Genomic DNA, 18,820 nt, shown 5'->3' with positions numbered 1-18,820 from the left:
CACGGCCATGAGAGCGACGGCGACCGATTCGGCCACAGAGGTTGGCCGCGCCCGGCAGGCCGAGCTGGAGGCCCGAGCGGTGGCGGCTGCGGCGTCGGGGGCGCCGGCCGTGCTGCTCGACGGGCTCGGCAAGGTCTACGGGGAGGGTGACGTCGCCGTGCATGCTCTCCGAGACGTCGGGCTCCGGGTGATGCCGGGCGAGTTCGTGGTGCTGCTCGGGCCCAGCGGTTCGGGGAAGACCACCCTGCTGAACGTGGTCGGCGCCATCGAGCGACCGTCGGCGGGCCGGGTGCTGGTGGCCGGGCAGGACGTCACGGCGCTGGACGACGACGGGCGGGCCGACTACCGGCGCCACCAGATCGGCTTCGTGTTCCAGTTCTTCAACCTGGTACCGACGCTGAGCGCCCTGGAGAACGTCCAGCTGATCGCCGAGCTGACCGGACCCGACGCCGAGGCCCGCAGCGCCCTGGCCCTCGAGCACGTGGGCCTGGCGCACCTGCTGCACCGCTACCCCGGCCAGCTGTCGGGCGGTGAGCAGCAGCGGGTCGCCATCGCTCGCGCCGTGGTCAAGGAGCCACCGCTGCTCCTGTGCGACGAGCCCACCGGGTCACTCGACCTCGGGACCGGCCGCCAGGTCCTCGCCCTGCTCCGGGCCCTGAGCCGGGAGGGCCACCACACGGTGCTGCTCGTCACCCACAACAGCGCCATCGCGGCGATGGCCGACCGAGTGGTGCGCATGCACTCCGGGGTGATCGCCTCCGACGAGGAGGTCGCAGCCCCGATCGACGCCGAGCGGCTCGAATGGTGAGCATCCTGTCGCGCAAGCTGCGCCGGGACGTGTGGCGCCACAAGGGTCAGTTCGTCGCCGTCGCCGTCACGATCGCGCTCGGTGTGGCCGTCTACGGGGGGGCCAGCGACGCCTACCGGAACCTCCGACGGTCCTTCGACCGGGTGTACGCCGACCTGCACCTGGCCGACGTCGTCGTCACCGGCCGCGGCGCGGACCTGCTGGCCCCCGACGTTCGGGCCCTGGACGGCCGGCCGCTGGTCGAGGCGAGGCTGCAGGCCGACGTGCCGTTCCGCCTCGCCGGTGGGCACAAGCTGCTGGGCCGGGTGGTCAGCCTGCCCGCGTCCGGCCAGCCGGCGGTGAACCAGGTCGACGTGCGCACCGGCGCCATGCCCGGGCCCGGCGAGGTGCTCGTCGAGCAGCACCTCGCCGACCACTTCGGCCTCGGCCCCGGCAGCACGCTCGAGGTCATGGCCCCGGAGGGGTGGCGGTCGGTCCGGGTGGCCGGCGTGGCCACGTCGGCCGAGTACCTGTGGCCGGCCCGGAGCCGCCAGGAGATCCTCACCACGCCCGAGCTGTTCGGCGTGCTCTTCGCCCCCGAGCCGCTCACCCGGTCGGTCGCCCCGCAGGCCACACCCCAGCTCGCGGTCTTCGCCACCGACCGGCGGGCGGCCGCGACCATCGACGACGACGTCGCCGCGCTCGCCGACCGCGCCGGCTCGTTCGAGGTCACCGCCCGCGCCGAGCAGCCCTCGGTGGGTGCACTGGCGGCCGACGTGGACGCCGTCGGCCAGTTCTCCGTGCTGTTCCCGCTGCTGTTCCTGGCGGCCGCCAGCCTGGGCACGTACATCCTGCTGAGCCGCCTGGTGTACGCGCAGCGCTCGACCATCGGGACGTTCCTGGCCGACGGGATCCCCCGGCGGCGCGTCGTCGGCCACTTCCTGGGCTACGGCGCCCTCGCCGGCCTGGCCGGCGCCCTGCCGGGCGCCGTCGCCGGCGTGGCCCTCGGCGGCTGGTTCGCGTCCCAGTACACCCAGGCGCTGGGCCTCCCCCTGCACGTGGTCACTATCGACGGGCGCACGCCGGCCGTCGGCGTGCTCGTCGGGGTGGCCGCCGCCCTCGTCGCCGCCGGGTTCCCCGCCCGCCGGGCGGCGCGGCTCTCGCCGGCAGAGGCGATGCGCGCCGAGGCCCCCACGGGCCGGGGCGGCCCCAGCCTGGCCGAACGGCTGATGCCCCCCCTGCGCCGGCTGCCGGCCCGCTGGCGGATGGTGCTGCGCGGCGTGGGGCGCAACCGCCGCCGCGCCGCGTTCACGATCGTGGGGGTCGTCATCGCCATCTGCCTGATGCTGGTCTTCTGGGGCCTGCGCGACACCCTGAGCAGCGTCCTCGACCGCCAGTTCCACGAGACCCAGACCGAGGACGCCCGGCTCCAGCTGGCAGCCGGCGCCGCCGACGCCACCCTCGAGGGGGTGGCGGCCGACCCGGCCGTGGCCGCCGTGGAGCGCACCGGCCAGTTCGACGCCGTCCTCACGGCCGGCGACACCCGCTACGACACCCTGCTGCTCGCCTTCCCCCCGACGACCACGATGCACCGCTTCACCGAGCCCGGCGGCCACGAGCGGACGCTCCCCGACGACGGGGTCCTGCTCGGCATCGGCCTCCGCGACACGCTGGGTGTCCGGGCCGGCGACGTCGTCACCCTGACCCTCCCCGGCACCGGCCGGCAGCTGCAGGAGCGGGTCGCCGGCTTCGTCGACGAACCCATGGCCGCGGTCGCCTACATCTCCCTCGACGAGCTCCAGCGCGAGCTCGGCGACGACACGGCGACCGGCGCGCTGCTGCGGCTGGTCCCGGGCGCCGATCGGGCCGACGCCGAGGCCAGGATCAGCGCGCTCCCCGGCGTCACCGGCTACCTCGACACCGAGAACCTCGAGGCCGCGATGCGCGACGCGTTCCGCCTCTACGACACGCTCGTCGGCCTCATGCTCGCCTTCGGTGCGCTCATGAGCGCAGCCCTGCTGTACAACGCCATGGCCGCCAACGTGGCCGAGCGGACCGCGGAGATCGGCGCCCTCAACGCCGCCGGCATGAGTCGCCGGCTCACCGCCCGCCTCGTCGCCGGCGAGAACCTGCTCCTCACCGCTCTCGCCCTCCCGCTCGGCCTGCTCGCGGGATGGCAGCTCGCCCGCTGGTTCATGGCGACGTACCAGACCCAGGGCTACCACTGGAGCCTCCAGCTCCGCCCCGCCACCCCCCTGATCGCCGCGGCAGCCGTCGCCGTCGCCGCGGCCCTCGCCCAGCTACCGGCGCTCCGCGCCACCCGCCACATCGACATCGCCCGCGTCGTCCGCGAGCGCTCCACCTGACCGGCGCACCGGCCTGGCGCCGGCCGGCACCGGCGACTCGGGCCACTCGCTGCGCAGGTCGTGCTCGAACCAGGCGACGGACAGGCCACGGCGGTCGAGGGCGCGGTCGAGCGCCTCGACGAACAGACCCCGGCCGGGCCGGGCGGCGGCCGCCACGACGTGCTCGTTCATCCAGCGGCGGTCGAGGCAGCCCGGCGGGCAGCCGGCGACCGCGCCGAGGGACGACGTCACGTCGAGGGTCGTGGCCACCCCGCAGCTGGGCGAGGCGCCCACCCCGACGATGCCGACCACCTCGAAGCCGTCGGTCACGTAGTCGGAGACCTGCCGGGCGACCCGGGCGGCCAGCCGCCGGTACCGGAGCCGGGTGACCGCGAGCAGCAGCGGCAGCGCGGCCCGGACGACCGGCCGGAGGTGACGACGGCCGTAGACGTGCAGCAGGTGCCGCTTCAGCACCCCACCCCACGCCGCCTGCTCGGGACAGGGCATCTGGCAGATGCCGGTGCCGTCGCGTAGGAACGGCTCCACCACCTCGACGACCGCACCCGGCCGGAAGGCGCCGCCCAGGTAGCGGGTGTTCTCGTTGAGCAGGCAGTGCGACACGAACACCACCCGACCGCTGCGGTCGTCGGAGAGCCCCGACCGGAGTCGATCCACCCGACCGCGCCGCTCCCGCCGACGAAGCCCGACGCGACGCTCACCCACCCCCTGACTCCGTTCCCGCCGAACCGACGCGGCAAGAGGCGAAGGTCCCATCGAGGCCACCGGCACCGGCACCGGCACCGGCACGCACCGGCGGGCGCGCCGCTCCCTCGGCGACATCCGGGGTCTACGGTGGCGCCGCGGACCACAGGGAGGCGACAGGCATGCAGAGCGTGATCCTGGACGACGGGGAGGACGAGTCCGCTCCCCTCCCCGAGGGCATGCGCTACGAGCACGGCAAGGTGGTGCCCCACCTCACCACCGAGCAGCGCGCGGCCCGGGGCAAGGCGGCCCGCAGTGAGGTGCCGCGGTCGAGCCACGCCGGCTTCACGCCCGGCCCGCTCCGGCGCGACCCCGTCGAGCTGCTGGAGAGCCAGACCGCCACGCGGGTCCCCGAGCTGGTGCCCATCCGCTACGGCCGGATGCTGGTGTCGCCGTTCACGTTCTACCGCGGGGCGGCGCTCGTCATGGCCAGCGACCTCGCCGCCACCCCGCGCTCCGGGCTCACCGTGCAGGCCTGCGGCGACGCGCACCTCATGAACTTCGGCGCGTTCGCCTCGCCCGAGCGGCGCCTCGTCTTCGGCATCAACGACTTCGACGAGACCCTCCCCGGCCCGTGGGAGTGGGACGTCAAGCGCCTCGCCGCCAGCTTCGCCATCGCCGGACGTGACAACGGGTACTCGCTCAGGGAGCGCAAGAAGGCGGTCCTGGCCCTGCTCGGCGCGTACCGCTCGGCCATGCGGGAGTTCGCCGGCATGGCCAACCTCGCGGTGTGGTACTCGCACATCGAGCTCGAGGCGTTCCTCCAGCAGCAGCTGGAGCAGCCGAAGATCGACCCCGCCACCCGGAAGCGGAGCGCGGCCAACGTGGCCAAGGCCCGCACGCGCGACAGCGTCCAGGCTCTCGACAAACTCACCCACGTCGTCGACGGCGAGCGGCGCATCATCAGCGACCCGCCCCTCATCCAACCGATCGAGGAGCTCCTCGAGGGGATGGAGCGCGAGCAGATCATGGAGACCCTGCGAGCGGTGCTGCGGAGCTACCGCCGCACGCTGCAGAGCGACCGCCGCCACCTGCTCGAGGACTTCCAGCTGGCTCACGTCGCCCGGAAGGTCGTGGGCGTGGGCAGCGTCGGCACGAGGGCCTGGATCCTGCTGATGTTCGGCCGCGACGACGGCGACCCTCTCTTCCTGCAGGCCAAGGAGGCGCAGGCTTCCGTGCTGGAGCCGTTCGTCGGGCCGAGCCGCTACCGCTCCAACGGCGAGCGCGTCGTGCACGGCCAGCACCTCATGCAGGCGAACAGCGACATCTTCCTCGGGTGGGACCGCGTCGTCGGCCACGACGGCGTCGAGCGGGACTACTACGTCCGCCAGCTGCGCGACTGGAAGGGCAGCGCGCTGGTCGAGGCCATGACCCCGGCCGTCATGGCTCTCTACGGCAACCTGTGCGGCTGGACGCTGGCTCGGGCCCACGCCCGGTCCGGCGACCGCATCGCCATCGCCTCGTACCTGGGTGCGGGCGACACCTTCGACCGGGCCGTCGCCGAGTTCTCCGAGGCCTACGCCGACCAGAACGAGCGCGACTACGACGCCCTCGTGCGAGCCGAGAAGGACGGCCGCATCGCCGTGCAGCGCGGGCTCTGACCCGAACCCGACCCCCGCAGCGGGTGCCACCCCGGCGGTCGGTGGCTGGGCGACGACGCGCTCGACGGCGGATCAGCGTCGCGGGCCGCCCACCACCTGCGCGTCGTGCAGGGCCGAGATCTCCGTGTCGCTCATGCCGAGCACCGTCGACAGGATCTCGTCCGTGTGCTCACCCAGCACCGCGGCCGGTGCGGGCTCGGTGCGCTCGAAGGCGCTGAAGTCGAGCGGCGTGCCCGGCACCGGGTACCGCCCGATCCCCGGCTGATCGACCATCGAGAACATCGGGTTCTCGGGCGAGCAGTCGGGGTCGTCCCGCACCACCTCCTCGAAGGTCCGGAACTGCGACCACGTCACGCCGGCCGCGTCGAACGAGGGAGCGAACTCCTCCACGGTGCGGGCTCGGAACCAGGGCTCGAGGATCGCGGTGATCTCCTTGCGGGCCCTGAACCGATCCCCCTCGAGGCACAGGTCGAGCCCGAGGTCCCTGCCCAGGGCGTCGAGCTCGGCCTGCAGGCCGGTGCAGGCGCACAACAGGTCCCACTGCCGTCGAGTGAGCCCGATCACCATCACCCGCCGCCCGTCGGCGGTGACGAAGCTCTGGCCGTAGGCCCCGTACAGGGCGTCGCCGTACTTGGGGCGGTTCTCGCCGTTGACGACCACCTCGCCGATGATGCCGAGGTCGCCCAGCATCGCCAGACCCACGTCCTTCAGCGCGACGTCGACTTCCTGCCCCTGGCCCGTGAGCCTGCGGTGCCGCTCGGCCGCCAGCAGGCCGAGCGCCGCCATCTGCCCCGTGATGCAGTCCCACGCCGGGAGCACGTGGCAGACGGGCTCGGTCGACCCTTCGGGGCCGGTGGCGTACGGGAAGCCCAGACCGGGGTTCACGGTGTAGTCGACCGCCGGACCCCCCTGGCGGGTGCCGAGCACCGTGACCAGGATCACGTCGTCGCGGTGCTCCCGGAGGTGCTCGTAGTCCATCCAGCCGCGCACCCGGAGGTTGGTGAGGAAGATGCCGGCACCCGGTCCGGGACCGCAGATGAGGCGGGTGAGGATCTCCTGACCCTCCGGCTTCGTCATGTCGACCGCGATGGAGCGCTTCCCCTTGTTGAGGCCGGCCCAGAACAGGCTCTCGCCGTCGCTGGTGACCGGCCAGCGGTGGTGGTCGAGGCCGCCGCGCAGGCGATCGAACCGGATCACGTCGGCGCCGAGCTGCGCCAGCGTCATGCCGGCGAGCGGCGCCGCGACGAACGCGGAGCCCTCGATGATCCGCAGCCCTCGGAGGATGTCGACCATGTCGTTGCCTTCCAGTCCTTCGGTGCCGGCTCTCTCGGTGCCGGCTCTCTCGGTGCGTGCCGACGGATCGAGGAGGGGCGCTGGGGCGCTCACGGCAGCAAGCCGGCGAGGCGGGCACGCTCGACGACGGTCTCGCACATCCGCAGCGAGGCGACGTCGATCATCTTGCCGTTCACGCTGACGGCGCCCCTGCCCTCCGCGACGGCGGCCTCGTACTCGCTCACCACGGTCTGCGCCCAGCGCAGCTCCCGCTCCGACGGGACGAAGGTGCGGTTGACCGTGTCGATCTGGCCCGGGTGGATGCACCACTTGCCGTCGAACCCCATCGCCCGGCCCACCTTGCACGCGCGGGCGAGCCCTTCGGGGTCGGCGACACCGCCGAACGGGCCGTCGATCACCCGCTTCCCGTACGCCCTCGCCGCGCTCACGATGGCGTGCATCACGTAGTGCCAGCGGTGGCCCGGGTAGATCTCGTCGTGCTCGTCGAGCTCGCCGATGGAGTCCATCGGCATCTGCACCGAGGCGGCGTAGTCGCCCGAGCCGTAGACGAGCGCCTCCAGGCGTGACGAGCACGCCGCGATCTCCCGGACGTTCACGCAGCCGGCCGCCGTCTCGATCAGCGCCTCGACGCCGATGGCTCGCTCGTACCGTCGGTGGCTCTCGATCTGGGAGAGCAGCCGGTCCACGAACAGCACGTCGGCCGGGGTGTCGACCTTCGGGATGACGATTCCATCGATCCGGTCACCCACGTCCTCGACGACCTCGACGAGGTCTCGGTAGGCGAACGACGTGTCGAGCCCGTTGATCCGCAACATCCGCGACGCACGGCCGAAGTCGAGCTCGCGGAACGCCCGGCTCACGTTGGCGCGGCTCGCCTCCTTCTCGGTGACGGCCACGGCGTCCTCGAGGTCGATGCACACCGCATCGGCCCCGGCCACCGACGCCTTCTCGATCATCTTCCAGCTGGAGCCCGGCACCAGCAGCACCGAACGTTCGAGTCGCACGGCGATCAGTCACCTCCACGTGACATGAGCCCGCATGGCGATGTCGTCGGTGCCGTTCGCGGTGAACAGGTCGAACCCGCCGTCGGGCGCCCGCCGACCGGCGACGACGCACGGGTCGACGTCGAAGATCGGGCGCGCCGCCCTGAAGGTGTAGGTGGCCGGCACCGCGCCCGGGAGGTGCCGCTTGGCCGACTCCATGAGCAGCACGGCCTGCAGCGGCCCCTGGACGACGAGGCCCGGATAGCGCTCGGCCTCGGTGGCGTAGCGGAGGTCGTAGTGGATGCGGTGGCCGTTGAACGTGAGCGCCGAGAACCGGAACAGCAGCACCGGATCGACGGGGCGGGCCTCCTTCCACCCCAGGTCCTCGGGCAGCGGGTCGGGCGGGGGCGCGGCGTACGACTCGGGCATGGGCAGGTAGACGATGTCCTGGTCCTCCTCGACGGCCAGGCCCTGCGGCGACGCGATGGCGTGGCGGACGGTGACGAAGACCATCGGGCCGACCTTGCCCTGCTTCTCGGTGATCGTCAGGATCTCCGACGTCTTCTGCACCTGCTCGCCGATGTGCAGGTCGCGGTGGAACACCAGCCTCCCGCCGGCCCACATGCGACGCTCCAGCGAGATCGGCGGCAGGAACCCACCCCGTTGCGGGTGCCCGTCGACGCCGAGCCCCGACGTCGGGACGATCGGCAGGAAGTACAGCCAGTGCCACAGCTCGGGCAGCACGCTGCCGTCGAGCACCTCGAGCTCGGCCTGGTCGAGGGTGAGCGCGAGCGCCCTGGCCGGGGTCGGGTACAGGCGGTCGGAGGTCTCCTCCCGCTTCCCGACCCAGTCGCGCAGGTCGATGTCGCTCATGCCCCACATCCACTCTGCGAGGGTCCTCGCGCTCGGATCCCAGCCTGGCACCCGGAGCCCGTCGAGGAGAAGTCCGGCACCCCCGCCGCCATCAGCGAGCGGCTGGTGCAGATGATCGCCGACTCCCGGCCCTGGCCATCAGCGGGCACTCGGCGCGGTCGGGCGGTGGCCGACGAAGACGGTCCGCGGCTCCCGGTCCTCGGTGGTGTGCTCCGTGCGCGCCTCGGAGCGGAACCCGGCGTCGGCGAGGAGGCGAAGCCAGGTTGCCTGCGGGAAGAGGCCCGTCACGTGGACGTCGTGGACCACCCGCACCTCGCCGTGCTCGTCGCGCAGGAGGAAGGCGTAGTCGGTGCGGACCGTCGTGTCCTGCGGATCGGGGTCGGTGGACCACTCCAGGAACCGCACCCCCCGGCCGTCGGGGCCGTCGGAGCCGCCGTGGTCGGTGGCCGGCTCGAAGGTCTCGCGGGTGTGGTCGGGCAGCACCACGAGGATGCCGCCCGGCCGGCAGTGCTCGTAGGCCGTCCGCAACGTCGCCACGATCTGGTCCTCGGTGGTCAGGTAGTCGACCGCGTCATGGATGAGGACGGCGTCGAACGAGCGGCCGAGGCGCACGCTGGTCATGTCACCGGTGTGGTGCTCGCATTCGGGGTTCAGCGAGGCGGACACGGCCAGCATCGCCGGGGAGAGATCGACCAGCGTGAGCCGGAACGAGCGCTTCAGCCAGTACGCGACATGCCCGCCGCCGCTGCCGAGCTCGAGCACGTCGGCCACCCCGATGGAGGCCGACCGCAGATGGCGCTCGATCTCGCCGCTCTCCTCCTCGTAGTCGGAGACCGGCGAGATCAAGGGCCACCACGTGGCCAGCTCCCCGTAGAACCGCTCCTGCCCGTTGTCCATCGGTCCTCCCCGGCTCGCCGGTCGCCGGGTTCCGGCGATCGCGAGCCGTGCACCGACGACGCGGTTCAGCCTGCCCTGGTCAGCGGGCGTCGCGCTTGGCCTGCGCGCGCCGGCCGGCGGCCCGGTTGCTGGCGGCCGTCTTCTTCTCGACAGGTCGTCGTTGCCTGGCCGCCGTGCGACCGGCGGGCGCCGTCGGTTCGGCAGGGCCAGCCGACGGGGCTGCCGCGGCCCGCACACCGCGTGCGGCGGCGATGCGCTCCTCCTTGAGCTGCCTGGCGCTGGCGGCGGCCGCCGCGCCCAGCGCTCGGCTCACCCGGGCCAGGGCGTCCTCGAAGATCTCGGCCTTGGATGCCGACCGGCGGGGTGCCTGGGTGGCCTTGCCTCGAGCGCCCTTGGCCTCCACGGCCTTGGCGGCGTTGCGCCGGTGGAGCTGCACCTGCTTGTTGCGCTCACGGCGGACCCGCTCGTGCAGGGCGATGAGGCCGTCCTCGTCGAGCTCGGCGAGCCGCGTGCGCTCGGTCTCGAGCAGCAGCACTCGCTCGCGCTCGTTCAGGTTCTGGGGGGTGGCCCGCGCCATGGGGGTGCTCCTCGTCGATCGGTTCCCAGCGATGATGGCACCTCGTCGCCATCGCCGGCTGCGCCCGTGCGCACGCACGGGCGGGCGGCGGGCTGCGGTAGCGGTGGCGGACGTCGGACGCCCCCTCCTCGTTGCCGGCTCCGCCGGTGTGCTCCACCGCCTCGAGGCCGTGACACTCGTGGAAGCGTCGGGCGCGTGGTTGGCCGCGAAGGCCCGGAACCCGAGCCCGAGCGGCTGGCGGTCCGTGGCCAGAGCGAGCGGCGGCTGCCGACTCCATGGCGCCGAGTCGGCGAGAAGTCGGTGGGACTCCCGAACCGCCGCCGTCGCCAGCGGTCGCGGCAGGGTGAAGTCAGCGTGTTGCGCAGGACGTGGAGCCTTACGCTACGCGCATGCGGTTCGAGAGAGCGGGGTATGAGTCCCGCGGAGTGGTGGGGTTCGCGTGGGCGGATTCCCCGTGGCTCAGTGGGCCGATTCGAGTTCAGCGGGCTGAGCGGGGTCAGTGTCGCGCGGCTGGTTGATCGCTGCCATGGATGCTTCGGAGAGGTAGCGGCGGGCTACGGCCCACTCGTCGTGTTGGTCAGCGAGGATGGCGCCGATGAGGCGGAGGTCGTCGGCGTCGTTGGGGAAGATCCCGACAACGCGGGAGCGGCTCTTGATCTCCTTGTCGACCCGCTCGAGCGGGTTGTTCGACCAGATCTTGCGCCAGTGGGCCTGCGGGAACGCGCTGAACGCGAGCACGTCGTCGCGGGCGTCGACCATGAGCTGGGCGGCTTTGGGGAACTTGGCGTCCAGGGTGGTGGCGGCCTCGTCCCAGCGGGCGGCCACGGCGGCCGGGTCGGTGAGCGCGAACACCGACCGGAACAGGGCAGCGACCATCTCTCGGTGAGCCTTGGGGACACAGGCCTGCAGGTTGCGGGCGAAGTGCACCCGGCAGACTCCCAAGGTCAACCCTGCCCGTTTCTCGGGTCGATCGGGAGATCCGACGAGGCGCGCCGAAGCAGGCGACCTCTGGGTGACCGTTCGCGTCCCGCTGCTGCTTGTCAGGCGGTCGCAGTCCGCCGGTCGGGGTCGTAGGTGGCGTGGTCCTGCCAGCAACGCCACAGGATCCGGGCCCAGCGAGCGCCGATGGTGCGCAGCGCCCGATGGGAGTGTTGGCCGCGGTCGAGGGCGGCGAGGTAGGTGACGCGGCTGGGTTCGTCGACGCGTTCGAGGGTGTAGGCCCACCAGTTGAACGTGTCGCGCAGTCGCAGGTTGCAGGCGCGTCGGAGCCGGACTCGGGTGACCTTGCCGGACGCGTGGGTCACGGGTGCGAGGCCGGCCTCGGCGAGCAGCACGTCGACGGTGGGAAGGCGGTGGCGGTCTTCGCCGATCTCGGCGAGGAGGCTGGCGACGATGACCGGTCCGGCGGCGGGGAAGCTGTCGAAGATGGCGCTGTCGGGGTGGGCGGCGAACACGTCGGCGATGCGCGCGTCGAACGCCTTGAGCTGACGGTTGAGCAGTTCGAGTTGGTCGACCAGCGCGAGGGCGCCGAAGCGATGACCTTCGACGCTGCCCGCTCTCGCGGTGAGCAGGTGCGTGTGCAACCGCTCGACGAGAATCTCGGCGGCAACGCGGCCGGTGTAGCCGTGGCGATCGAGGAACCGTTGCATGCGCGCCGGGCCGACGTGCGCGGCCGTCTCCGGTGTCGGGTAGTCCCGCACGAACGCCAAGGTGATCGACCGGTCGACACTGGAGAACAGCTTGGCGGCGGCCGGGTGGTAGGCCTCGAGAGCCGACCGCAGTTGTGACTCCACGCCCCTCTGGTTCTCGAGGATGCGTCGTCGATCGCGCACGAGCACGCGCAGCTCGGCAAGCGTCGGAGACGGGATCGCGAGCGGGCGCCAACGGCTGTGCTCGTGACGCAACGTGTCGGCCAGCACGAACGCGTCGAACCGGTCATCCTTGCGGGCCGCGGACTGGTAGCGCTCCCGTGCTCGAGCCGAGACCCGAGGGCTCACCGGGAACACGGCGTGGCCGGCCAGTTGCAGGGCCTCGACGAGGACCCCCTCGCTGCGCTCGATCGCCACCGGTGTCGCTGTCCCGATGGCATCGAGAACGGCCAACAGCTCGTCGACGCCGTCGCTGGTGTGCGCGAACCGCTGGTTCACCTTCACGTCGCCAACGTCGTCGACGATCGCGAGCTGGTGGTGCGCGCCACCCCAATCGATGCCTGCAAACATGGACATCACGTCCTCCTTGGAGGTCGTGTCACCACCCCACGGCGTGCTCGACCTGGTCGCTCGTCACGGCGCTCGAAGCGCAACTCCCAATGGCCAGTGCGGAGCTCGCCACCGGCGGGAGGGACAGGTCTGCCGAAGGACCTCGAAGGTCACGCTGCCAAGGCCCTCTCCCGCCGGCGGGGAGCGACCAGCGGGACCATCCCGCCAGCCATACATGCTTCGACGACATCAAGCCGCCGAGGTGGATGATGCACTGACGAGCGCTGCCACGCCGCACCCTGGAAGTGCCGGCGGATGGCGTTGCGCAGCCCGGCGTGCGCGTCGGAGATCACCAGCCACACCACGGTGAGTCCCCGGTCCTTGAGCGAGCGCAGGAACCGGCCCCAGAACGTCTCGCCCTCGCTGTCGCCGATGTCGACCCCGAGGACCTCCCGGTCACCGTTGGCGGTGATCCCGGTGGCCACCACCACGGCTCGGGACACGACCTGGCCCAAGGCGTCGTCGCGGACGTTGGCGTAGGTCGCGTCGAGGTGCACGTACGGGAACGCGACATGCCCGAGGGTGCGGTTGCGGAAGGCGTTCACTCGCTCGTCGATCCCGGCGCAGACGCGCGACACCTCGGACTTCGAGATGCCCGCCTCGATGCCCATCGCCGCGACGAGGTCGTCGACCGAGCGGGTCGACACGCCGTTGATGTAGGCCTCCATCACCACGGCCCCCTCGTCGATGCGGAGCGCGTCGAGCAGCTCGGACAGAGCCATCGGTGTGTCTCCTCACGGTGAGTTCTCGCAGGAACACACCGAGGATCACGCCGATGGCTCACCTACTGGTGGACCCCGAACCTCACCACCCCACGGGACTCTGTCCAGGGCGTCCGGATAGTCTCGTGGTTCGATCGGACGCCCGACGGCGGGCCGGTGTCGTGCGACGGGTGTGATGGTCGGAGTTCGGTCTGGATCCCGCGCCCGACTACGACTCGGGATTCCTCTTGGAGCGCTCGTGCCCGGTGTGCGATCGGCACTTGGAGTTGGCCGTCTATCCCGAAGACGACTTGATCGGGGCGCGGGCCGGCGCCGGGTATGAGGAGGCCCAGGCCCGGGAGCCGGCGTTCTGGGAGGACCCGGTCGGCGGCACGCGGCTGATGGACCTGCTGTGGAAGCGCTACGCGGGTCGGATCGATCGCATCAGCCTCGAGGGTTGGGCGCTGGACTACTTCGCCGGCGACCGCATCAGCGCGGCGTATGAGTTCCTGGCGTTGCAGGACGGCCCGCAGGAGGAGTGAGCGGGCTCAGCAGGCCACGAACCTGCTGGCATCGAGCACCGGTTCGGCGTCCCAGCGGTAGGCGACCAGCGGTCCGCCCTTGCCGGCGCTGTAGTCCACACACGCCGCCCTGTCACCCTGCAGGACCGGTGTGCCGGTGAACCAGTAGTGGCCGAAGACCACCGGCACCGCATCGGTGTAGCGGGGGACCTCCCCGTCGGCGAGTTGCCGGTCAGGCAGGGCGTCGGCCGGTTGGTCGTCGGCGTCGTGCAACCGCGTCCCGCCAGGGAGCAAGGCGGCGGCTTGCAGGGTCTTGGCATCAGGGTTCCACCAGGCAGCCCGGGCCTTCGTGCGGGGGTGGCCGTCCTTGTCGAAGTAGTAGGCGCCGCCCATCGACACCTCGGGACCCTTGAGCACGTGCTCGATCGCCTGGTGGGTGCGGGTGCCCTTGGTGGTGCCCTCGACCACGACCTGGTCGGTGAGGGTGTGCTCGGGGGTGAGCAGGCCCTCGAGGTGGGCGATGTCGGCGTCGCTCCAGCAGGCGTGCACCACCCGGACGCCGTCGAGGTCGAGCCACAGCGGCAGGGTACGGAACCAGTCGATCACGGCCCGGTGGCGGGGGGAGTCCAGCCCGACTTCGTCGAGGAACTCCTGGTGCTGGCGCCGGTTCTTCGTCGTGTGAGGTCGGCAGTAGTCGAAGCTGGACGGGTTCACCGTGGCGTAGGCGACAGCGTTGAACTCGTGGTTGCCGAGCACCACCTGGGCCGACCCGGCGTCGACCATCGAGCGGACGATGCGCAGCGTGGCCAGCTGCTGTTCCTCCCGCCGGTCGATCAGGTCGCCGACGAACACGGCGGTGCGTTCCGGGTGCCGCAATGCCCCGCTGCGCTGGGCGTAGCCGAGCATCTCCAGGAGCTTCTCGAGCTGCTCGGCATGCCCATGCACGTCCCCGATCACGTCGTAGCCAGACATCTTCCCATCATGCCCGGCAAGGCCGCGCCTGACGCCATGCCGGGTCGACACGCTGCGCCGTGTGGACAGCCCGCGATCTCACCGGCCCTGCGGCGCCCGAGCGCTTGGCAACCTCCCGCGCCGCCTGTCCGTCAACGGCGGAACCCTGCGACACCCCTTCGCCATGCTGGCAGCGATGGAAGCAGCACAGTCAGGTGACCGGGTCCGGGCCACGGCGGTCGAGCGGGACGTGGGGGTGGTCGCGGGCATCCTGCACCTTCACTACGTCCCGTCCCTCGACGACGTGCAGGTGACGGTGCACCCCCAACGACGGCGGCAGAGTGGACGTCGACCCGTCCTCGGTCGAGGTGCTCGAACCCGGGGCACGGCTCCACAGCGGGCTGGAGGACGGAGACCCGCTCGTTGGCACCGCCGGATGGCGGCGCCTCACCGACCTGCGCACGGCCGCCGAGGCGGGACCGCCGCCAAGACCGCTCCGGGGCACGACACGCGCGTGGGCCGAGCTGTTCGCCGAGCTGCACCGGTTGGCGCATCCTCTGCTCGACGCCGGGTGGGTCGTCGTGAGCACCGAGACCGACGCTCACGGGACCTTCGGTGACTCGGTGTTCTACGACCTGGAGCGTGACGGTCAGGTGATCGAGCTCGAGCACTGCGACGTCGAGGGCGACCTGGTCGCCTGGCCCATGGGCGAGCCCGAGGATCCCGACGAGCCGATCGAGGCCACGCTCCGGCTGGTCAGCCCGACCGCCGACCAGTGCACCGAGGCGTTCCGCCAAGAGGCATGGTTGCCGTGACCGGCGAGGTCGTCACGGTGTCCGCCATCACCCGCCATAGGGGGTATCCACCTGACCGGACCTGGCCCCACATGCGCCGACCGTTCCTCGGTCAGGGCACACGATGTCGTGACCGAACGATGCCTTGACGGCTCCCAGCGGCATGGCCTCAACGGGACCGGTGTCGCAGGCCGGCGAGGGCGAGAATGTGCGTCCCGTGACGCCGCCTCCCGAAGTCCGCGAGAAGCACGCGATTCCCACGGACTCGAGCCGACTCGACGGACCGGATCACACGCGAAAGGCCAGGTCAGCTGCCACCTACCGGAACGCCGTAGATCGCGAAACCCCTGCTACACGTTGAAGCGGAACGTCTCGAGGCGCGGCGGAAAGGGCCGCTGAGCAGGGAGAACGTGGGTAGTCCCTGGCGTCGAGTCGGCGAAAGGTCGGTGGGGTTCTTCCAGCCGCTGCCGTCCTGCCCGGTCAACCGCGCGGCGTTGAGGACGCTTGGGTCAGCTCGCGGCCGACAGCTCGACGGTGACCTTCAGGTCGAGCGCTGCTGCCACCTTCTGGAGCGTCGTCAGCGTGGCGCCGACGCCACCGGCCTCGAGGCGGGCCACGGCCGCCTGGCTCGTACCCATGCGGGCGGCGAGCTCGCGCTGGCTCAGGCCGGCGGCCTCACGGGCGTCTCGGACCTTCTCGCCGACGTCGAGAGCCAGACGGGTCGATGCGTAGGTCTCGTCGAACACGGCGCGCTCTTCGGCAGTCATGGCGGCCAGTCGGCTGTTCTTCAGTTCGTTGATCGTCGTGCGCGCCATCAGTCGTCCTCCTCGGCGGTGTGCCCTTCGGTGATGCAGCGAGCCATCGCCCAGCGGGCGCGCCGCACCTCAGCTCGCTCGCTCTGTCGTTGCTTGCGGAACACGGTCAGCAGCACGATGCGCCGATCGGTGGCGAAGAAGTAGGTGATCCGCCACGCCACTCGGAGCAGGTCGAACCGCAGCTCGAACAGTCCGTCGCCAAGTGAACGAGACGCGGGCATCCGCAGCAGGTTGCCTCGTTCGGCCAGGCGCTCGACGTGGGGGAGCACCGCCGCGAAGTCGGTCACGCTCAGTCCGCTCATCCACTGCTCCACCTCCGTCTCCAGCTCGACGGACCACATGACACCAGAGATGATATCAAGCCGCGAGGGCTGGCCTGCGGGCAGCCGAATCATCGTTCTGCGAGGCGACCCGGGCTCAACAATGCGCTTCTCGAGTGAACCGTGAGCAGACGCATCAGCCGCGGAGGGCGGCGGCGGCTGACGTTGCCCGGAAGACGCGACCGATGGCATCGCGGACGCGGTCCTCCTCGCCGGGCCAGAGGTGGCCGTAGACGTCGAGGGTGACCTTGGCGGACGTGTGGCCGAGGGCGAGTTGCACCTGCTTCACGCTGCAGCCGGCGTAGATGAGAGCGCTGGCGAAGAAGTGGCGGAGGTCATGGAAGCTCGCTGTGGTCGGAAGCCCGGCGCGCTTGCGGGCCGCCCGGACGGACTGACCGGACTCGGCAGCGTCCATCGGCACGTGACGAAGCCAAGTGTCTAGCCTGATCGCTCGTGACCTGATCGAGCGAGCCACCACGAAGAGCGCGTGCCCGGCATGTCTGCGAACGTAAGCAGACCTGAGATCAGCTTCGACGAGGACTTCTGGCCATCGGTCCACCGCCTCGATCCCGGCGACAGTCACAGGGTCATCCAGGCCCTGAATCTGTTCGCCAGCAATCCCGATCACCCGAACCTTCACCTGAAACCACTTCGTGGGGGTCTGAGTCAACTCCTGTCTGTGCGGGCCGGTCGCGACGTGCCGATCCTCCTCGTCAAGCGGGGGGAGACGTACATCTGGCTCGAAGCTGGCCTTCGCCGAGACGTCTACGACAAGGCGGAGCGAGGCCAGTTCGTCGTCAACCCGAGCCGGCGCTTCATGGGGTTCGTGGACGCCGAGACTCCAGAGGCGGAGCGGCGACAGCCCCTTCCGACCTCGGACCGCGTGACCCAGACGACGACGGTCGGTGTCTTCGATCACTGGAGGACGTCGGAGTTAACCGAGGCCGGCTTCACCGACGACGAGATCATCCTTCTTCGATCCTGCACCGACGAGTACGCCCTCCTCGCTCTGCCGTGGGCGGAGGACCGCGTCGATCTCGCCGTCGAGATGGTCGAACTGACGCCGGAGCAGTGGCGTGCCGGCGTCGAGGCTGGTGGTGAGTCGCTCCTGCGTACAGCGATCTCTGAATTCGGCGGGCTCACCGGGATCTCGCCGCTCTTCTCGGCCGAGGAACTTGCCCGCATTGCATCGGCACCCGTCGAGGGCCACCTACCGGGAATCCGCCGATCGCGAACCCGCTGCTACACGTTGAAGCGGATCTCGAGGACGTCGCCGTCGAGGACCTCGTAGTCCTTGCCCTCCACCTTGATGCGCCCCAGCTCCTTGGCCTTGGCCCAGGAGCCGATCTCGAGCAGCTCGTCCCAGTGGATGACCTCGGCCCGGATGAAGCCGCGCTGCAGGTCGGAGTGGATCACCCCGGCGCACTCCGGAGCCTTGGCACCGGCGCGGAACGTCCACGCCCGGGTCTCCTTGTCGCCCGTTGTGAGGAACGTGCGCAGGCCCAGCAGGTGGTACGCGGCCCGGGCCACACGGGGCAGCGCGCCCTCGCCCAGGCCGAGGCCCTCCAGCAGCTCGGCCCGCTCCTCGGGCGGCAGCTGCGCGGCCTCGGCCTCGAGCTGCACGCTCACGCCCAGCACGTCGGCCGCGCCGGCCAGCTCGTCGGCGACCGGCTTCACCACCGCGTCGGCGTCGGCCAGCTGGTCCTCGCCCAGGTTCACCACGGCCAGCACCGGCTTGGCGGTGAGCAGGAAGAAGGGCGCCAGCGCCGCGCGCTGCTCGGCCGTGAGCGCCGCCCGGTACAGGGGGGTGCCGTCGTTGAGCGGGGCGACGGCCGCCTGCAGGGCGGCCACCTCGACGGCGGCGGCCTTGTCGGCCTTGGCCGCCTTGCGGCGCCGCTCGAGCTGCGTCTCGGCGCTGGCCACGTCGGCCAGCACCAGCTCGAGCTCGAGGGTGCCGAGGTCGTCGAGCGGGTCGGAGCCGCCGGGGACGTTGGGGTCGTCGAAGGCCCGCAGCACGTAGAGGATGGCGTCGACCTCGCGGATGCCCCCGAGGAACCGGTTGCCCAGGCCCTCTCCCTGCGACGAGCCCTTCTGCAGGCCGGCGATGTCGGCGAACTCGGCGTGGGTGTGCACCAGCTTCTTCGAGTGGCTCATCTCGCCCAGTGCCTCGACCCGGCGGTCGGGCACGATGGCCACGCCCACGTTGGTCTCGGTGGTCGAGAAGGGGTGGGCCGCCACCACCGCCGCGCCCCCCGTGAGCGCGTTGAAGAGCGCCGACTTGCCGGCGTTGGGCAACCCGACGATCCCGAAGCGTTCCATCCGGGCCAGGGTAACGGTGCGCT

Annotated in this window: 19 protein-coding genes and 1 pseudogene; 6 read left to right on the top strand and 14 right to left on the bottom strand. The window is 71.4% G+C overall.

Annotated elements, in window-relative coordinates; all coding sequences use genetic code 11:
* Positions 1-7 precede the first annotated feature (7 nt).
* The gene (locus IPM45_13360) at positions 8-808 is read left to right on the top strand and encodes an ABC transporter ATP-binding protein (protein ID MBK9180522.1); all 801 of its coding nucleotides are present in this window, start codon (positions 8-10) and stop codon (positions 806-808) included.
* Complete coding sequence (locus IPM45_13355) at positions 805-3,153, top strand: FtsX-like permease family protein (protein MBK9180521.1); 2,349 nt, start codon at positions 805-807, stop codon at positions 3,151-3,153. Before IPM45_13360 ends, IPM45_13355 begins: the two co-directional genes overlap by 4 nt.
* Here IPM45_13355 and IPM45_13350 read toward each other — a convergent pair.
* A complete protein-coding gene (locus tag IPM45_13350) occupies positions 3,088-3,807 on the bottom strand; it encodes a DUF523 domain-containing protein (protein ID MBK9180520.1) in 720 nt (239 codons plus the stop codon). The genes IPM45_13355 and IPM45_13350 overlap by 66 nt on opposite strands.
* Before the next feature lie 266 nt (positions 3,808-4,073).
* Between IPM45_13350 and IPM45_13345 the strand changes: the two genes are divergently transcribed.
* Positions 4,074-5,495, top strand: coding sequence for a DUF2252 domain-containing protein (locus tag IPM45_13345; protein MBK9180519.1), 1,422 nt, complete (start codon positions 4,074-4,076; stop codon positions 5,493-5,495).
* Between the two features lie 72 nt (positions 5,496-5,567).
* Here the strand turns inward: IPM45_13345 and IPM45_13340 are convergent, their stop codons facing one another.
* The 8 genes and pseudogenes from IPM45_13340 to IPM45_13305 form a co-directional block, all read right to left on the bottom strand.
* On the bottom strand, positions 5,568-6,788 hold the full coding sequence (locus IPM45_13340) for a CoA transferase (protein MBK9180518.1): 1,221 nt from the start codon (positions 6,786-6,788) through the stop codon (positions 5,568-5,570).
* 89 nt (positions 6,789-6,877) lie between these two features.
* A complete protein-coding gene (locus tag IPM45_13335) occupies positions 6,878-7,798 on the bottom strand; it encodes a CoA ester lyase (protein ID MBK9180517.1) in 921 nt (306 codons plus the stop codon).
* A 3-nt stretch (positions 7,799-7,801) separates the two neighbouring features.
* Positions 7,802-8,644, bottom strand: coding sequence for a MaoC family dehydratase N-terminal domain-containing protein (locus tag IPM45_13330; protein ID MBK9180516.1), 843 nt, complete (start codon positions 8,642-8,644; stop codon positions 7,802-7,804).
* 138 nt (positions 8,645-8,782) lie between these two features.
* Positions 8,783-9,541, bottom strand: coding sequence for a class I SAM-dependent methyltransferase (locus tag IPM45_13325; GenBank protein ID MBK9180515.1), 759 nt, complete (start codon positions 9,539-9,541; stop codon positions 8,783-8,785).
* Between the two features lie 79 nt (positions 9,542-9,620).
* The gene (locus IPM45_13320) at positions 9,621-10,118 is read right to left on the bottom strand and encodes a hypothetical protein (GenBank protein ID MBK9180514.1); all 498 of its coding nucleotides are present in this window, start codon (positions 10,116-10,118) and stop codon (positions 9,621-9,623) included.
* Positions 10,119-10,577: 459 nt separating this feature from the next.
* Complete coding sequence (locus IPM45_13315; GenBank protein ID MBK9180513.1) at positions 10,578-11,066, bottom strand: transposase; 489 nt, start codon at positions 11,064-11,066, stop codon at positions 10,578-10,580.
* Between the two features lie 92 nt (positions 11,067-11,158).
* The gene (locus IPM45_13310; protein ID MBK9180512.1) at positions 11,159-12,343 is read right to left on the bottom strand and encodes an IS110 family transposase; all 1,185 of its coding nucleotides are present in this window, start codon (positions 12,341-12,343) and stop codon (positions 11,159-11,161) included.
* 242 nt (positions 12,344-12,585) lie between these two features.
* Positions 12,586-13,068: pseudogene (locus IPM45_13305) on the bottom strand (transposase).
* Between the two features lie 290 nt (positions 13,069-13,358).
* Between IPM45_13305 and IPM45_13300 the strand changes: the two are divergent.
* Positions 13,359-13,619, top strand: coding sequence for a hypothetical protein (locus IPM45_13300; protein ID MBK9180511.1), 261 nt, complete (start codon positions 13,359-13,361; stop codon positions 13,617-13,619).
* A 6-nt stretch (positions 13,620-13,625) separates the two neighbouring features.
* Here the strand turns inward: IPM45_13300 and IPM45_13295 are convergent, their stop codons facing one another.
* Complete coding sequence (locus tag IPM45_13295; protein ID MBK9180510.1) at positions 13,626-14,570, bottom strand: metallophosphoesterase; 945 nt, start codon at positions 14,568-14,570, stop codon at positions 13,626-13,628.
* A 320-nt stretch (positions 14,571-14,890) separates the two neighbouring features.
* Here IPM45_13295 and IPM45_13290 point away from each other — a divergent pair, with 320 nt between their 5' ends.
* Positions 14,891-15,364 (top strand): hypothetical protein, encoded by a 474-nt coding sequence (locus IPM45_13290; protein MBK9180509.1) that lies wholly within the window; start codon positions 14,891-14,893, stop codon positions 15,362-15,364.
* A 488-nt stretch (positions 15,365-15,852) separates the two neighbouring features.
* On the opposite strand, the gene IPM45_13285 is transcribed toward IPM45_13290, so the two are convergent.
* The 3 genes from IPM45_13285 to IPM45_13275 form a co-directional block, all read right to left on the bottom strand.
* Complete coding sequence (locus tag IPM45_13285; protein ID MBK9180508.1) at positions 15,853-16,158, bottom strand: helix-turn-helix transcriptional regulator; 306 nt, start codon at positions 16,156-16,158, stop codon at positions 15,853-15,855.
* On the bottom strand, positions 16,158-16,499 hold the full coding sequence (locus tag IPM45_13280; GenBank protein ID MBK9180507.1) for a type II toxin-antitoxin system RelE/ParE family toxin: 342 nt from the start codon (positions 16,497-16,499) through the stop codon (positions 16,158-16,160). The genes IPM45_13285 and IPM45_13280 overlap by 1 nt, the downstream gene beginning before the upstream one ends.
* Before the next feature lie 115 nt (positions 16,500-16,614).
* Complete coding sequence (locus IPM45_13275; protein ID MBK9180506.1) at positions 16,615-17,118, bottom strand: tyrosine-type recombinase/integrase; 504 nt, start codon at positions 17,116-17,118, stop codon at positions 16,615-16,617.
* A gap of 57 nt (positions 17,119-17,175) precedes the next feature.
* Between IPM45_13275 and IPM45_13270 the strand changes: the two genes are divergently transcribed.
* A complete protein-coding gene (locus tag IPM45_13270; protein ID MBK9180505.1) occupies positions 17,176-17,769 on the top strand; it encodes a hypothetical protein in 594 nt (197 codons plus the stop codon).
* On the opposite strand, the gene ychF is transcribed toward IPM45_13270, so the two are convergent.
* Positions 17,721-18,797 carry a redox-regulated ATPase YchF gene (gene ychF, locus IPM45_13265; protein MBK9180504.1) on the bottom strand — a complete coding sequence of 359 codons (1,077 nt, stop codon included), beginning with the start codon at positions 18,795-18,797 and terminating at the stop codon, positions 17,721-17,723. The two genes, IPM45_13270 and ychF, sit on opposite strands and share 49 nt — an antisense overlap.
* Positions 18,798-18,820 lie beyond the last annotated feature (23 nt).

This window comes from Acidimicrobiales bacterium, assembly GCA_016716005.1.
Classification (GTDB): domain Bacteria; phylum Actinomycetota; class Acidimicrobiia; order Acidimicrobiales; family JADJXE01; genus JADJXE01.
The sequence above is the reverse complement of the archived record's forward strand: the minus strand, read 5'-3'. Positions and strand labels throughout refer to the sequence as shown.

Coding starts and splice junctions, on each gene's coding strand:
- IPM45_13280 (MBK9180507.1), bottom strand. CDS start 16,499: ATGTGGTCCGTCGAGCTGGAGACGGAGGTGGAGCAGTGGATGAGCGGA.
- IPM45_13325 (MBK9180515.1), bottom strand. CDS start 9,541: ATGGACAACGGGCAGGAGCGGTTCTACGGGGAGCTGGCCACGTGGTGG.
- IPM45_13285 (MBK9180508.1), bottom strand. CDS start 16,158: ATGGCGCGCACGACGATCAACGAACTGAAGAACAGCCGACTGGCCGCC.
- IPM45_13320 (MBK9180514.1), bottom strand. CDS start 10,118: ATGGCGCGGGCCACCCCCCAGAACCTGAACGAGCGCGAGCGAGTGCTG.
- IPM45_13345 (MBK9180519.1), top strand. CDS start 4,074: ATGCGCTACGAGCACGGCAAGGTGGTGCCCCACCTCACCACCGAGCAG.
- ychF (MBK9180504.1), bottom strand. CDS start 18,797: ATGGAACGCTTCGGGATCGTCGGGTTGCCCAACGCCGGCAAGTCGGCG.
- IPM45_13360 (MBK9180522.1), top strand. CDS start 8: ATGAGAGCGACGGCGACCGATTCGGCCACAGAGGTTGGCCGCGCCCGG.
- IPM45_13340 (MBK9180518.1), bottom strand. CDS start 6,788: ATGGTCGACATCCTCCGAGGGCTGCGGATCATCGAGGGCTCCGCGTTC.
- IPM45_13330 (MBK9180516.1), bottom strand. CDS start 8,644: ATGAGCGACATCGACCTGCGCGACTGGGTCGGGAAGCGGGAGGAGACC.
- IPM45_13295 (MBK9180510.1), bottom strand. CDS start 14,570: ATGTCTGGCTACGACGTGATCGGGGACGTGCATGGGCATGCCGAGCAG.
- IPM45_13310 (MBK9180512.1), bottom strand. CDS start 12,343: ATGTCCATGTTTGCAGGCATCGATTGGGGTGGCGCGCACCACCAGCTC.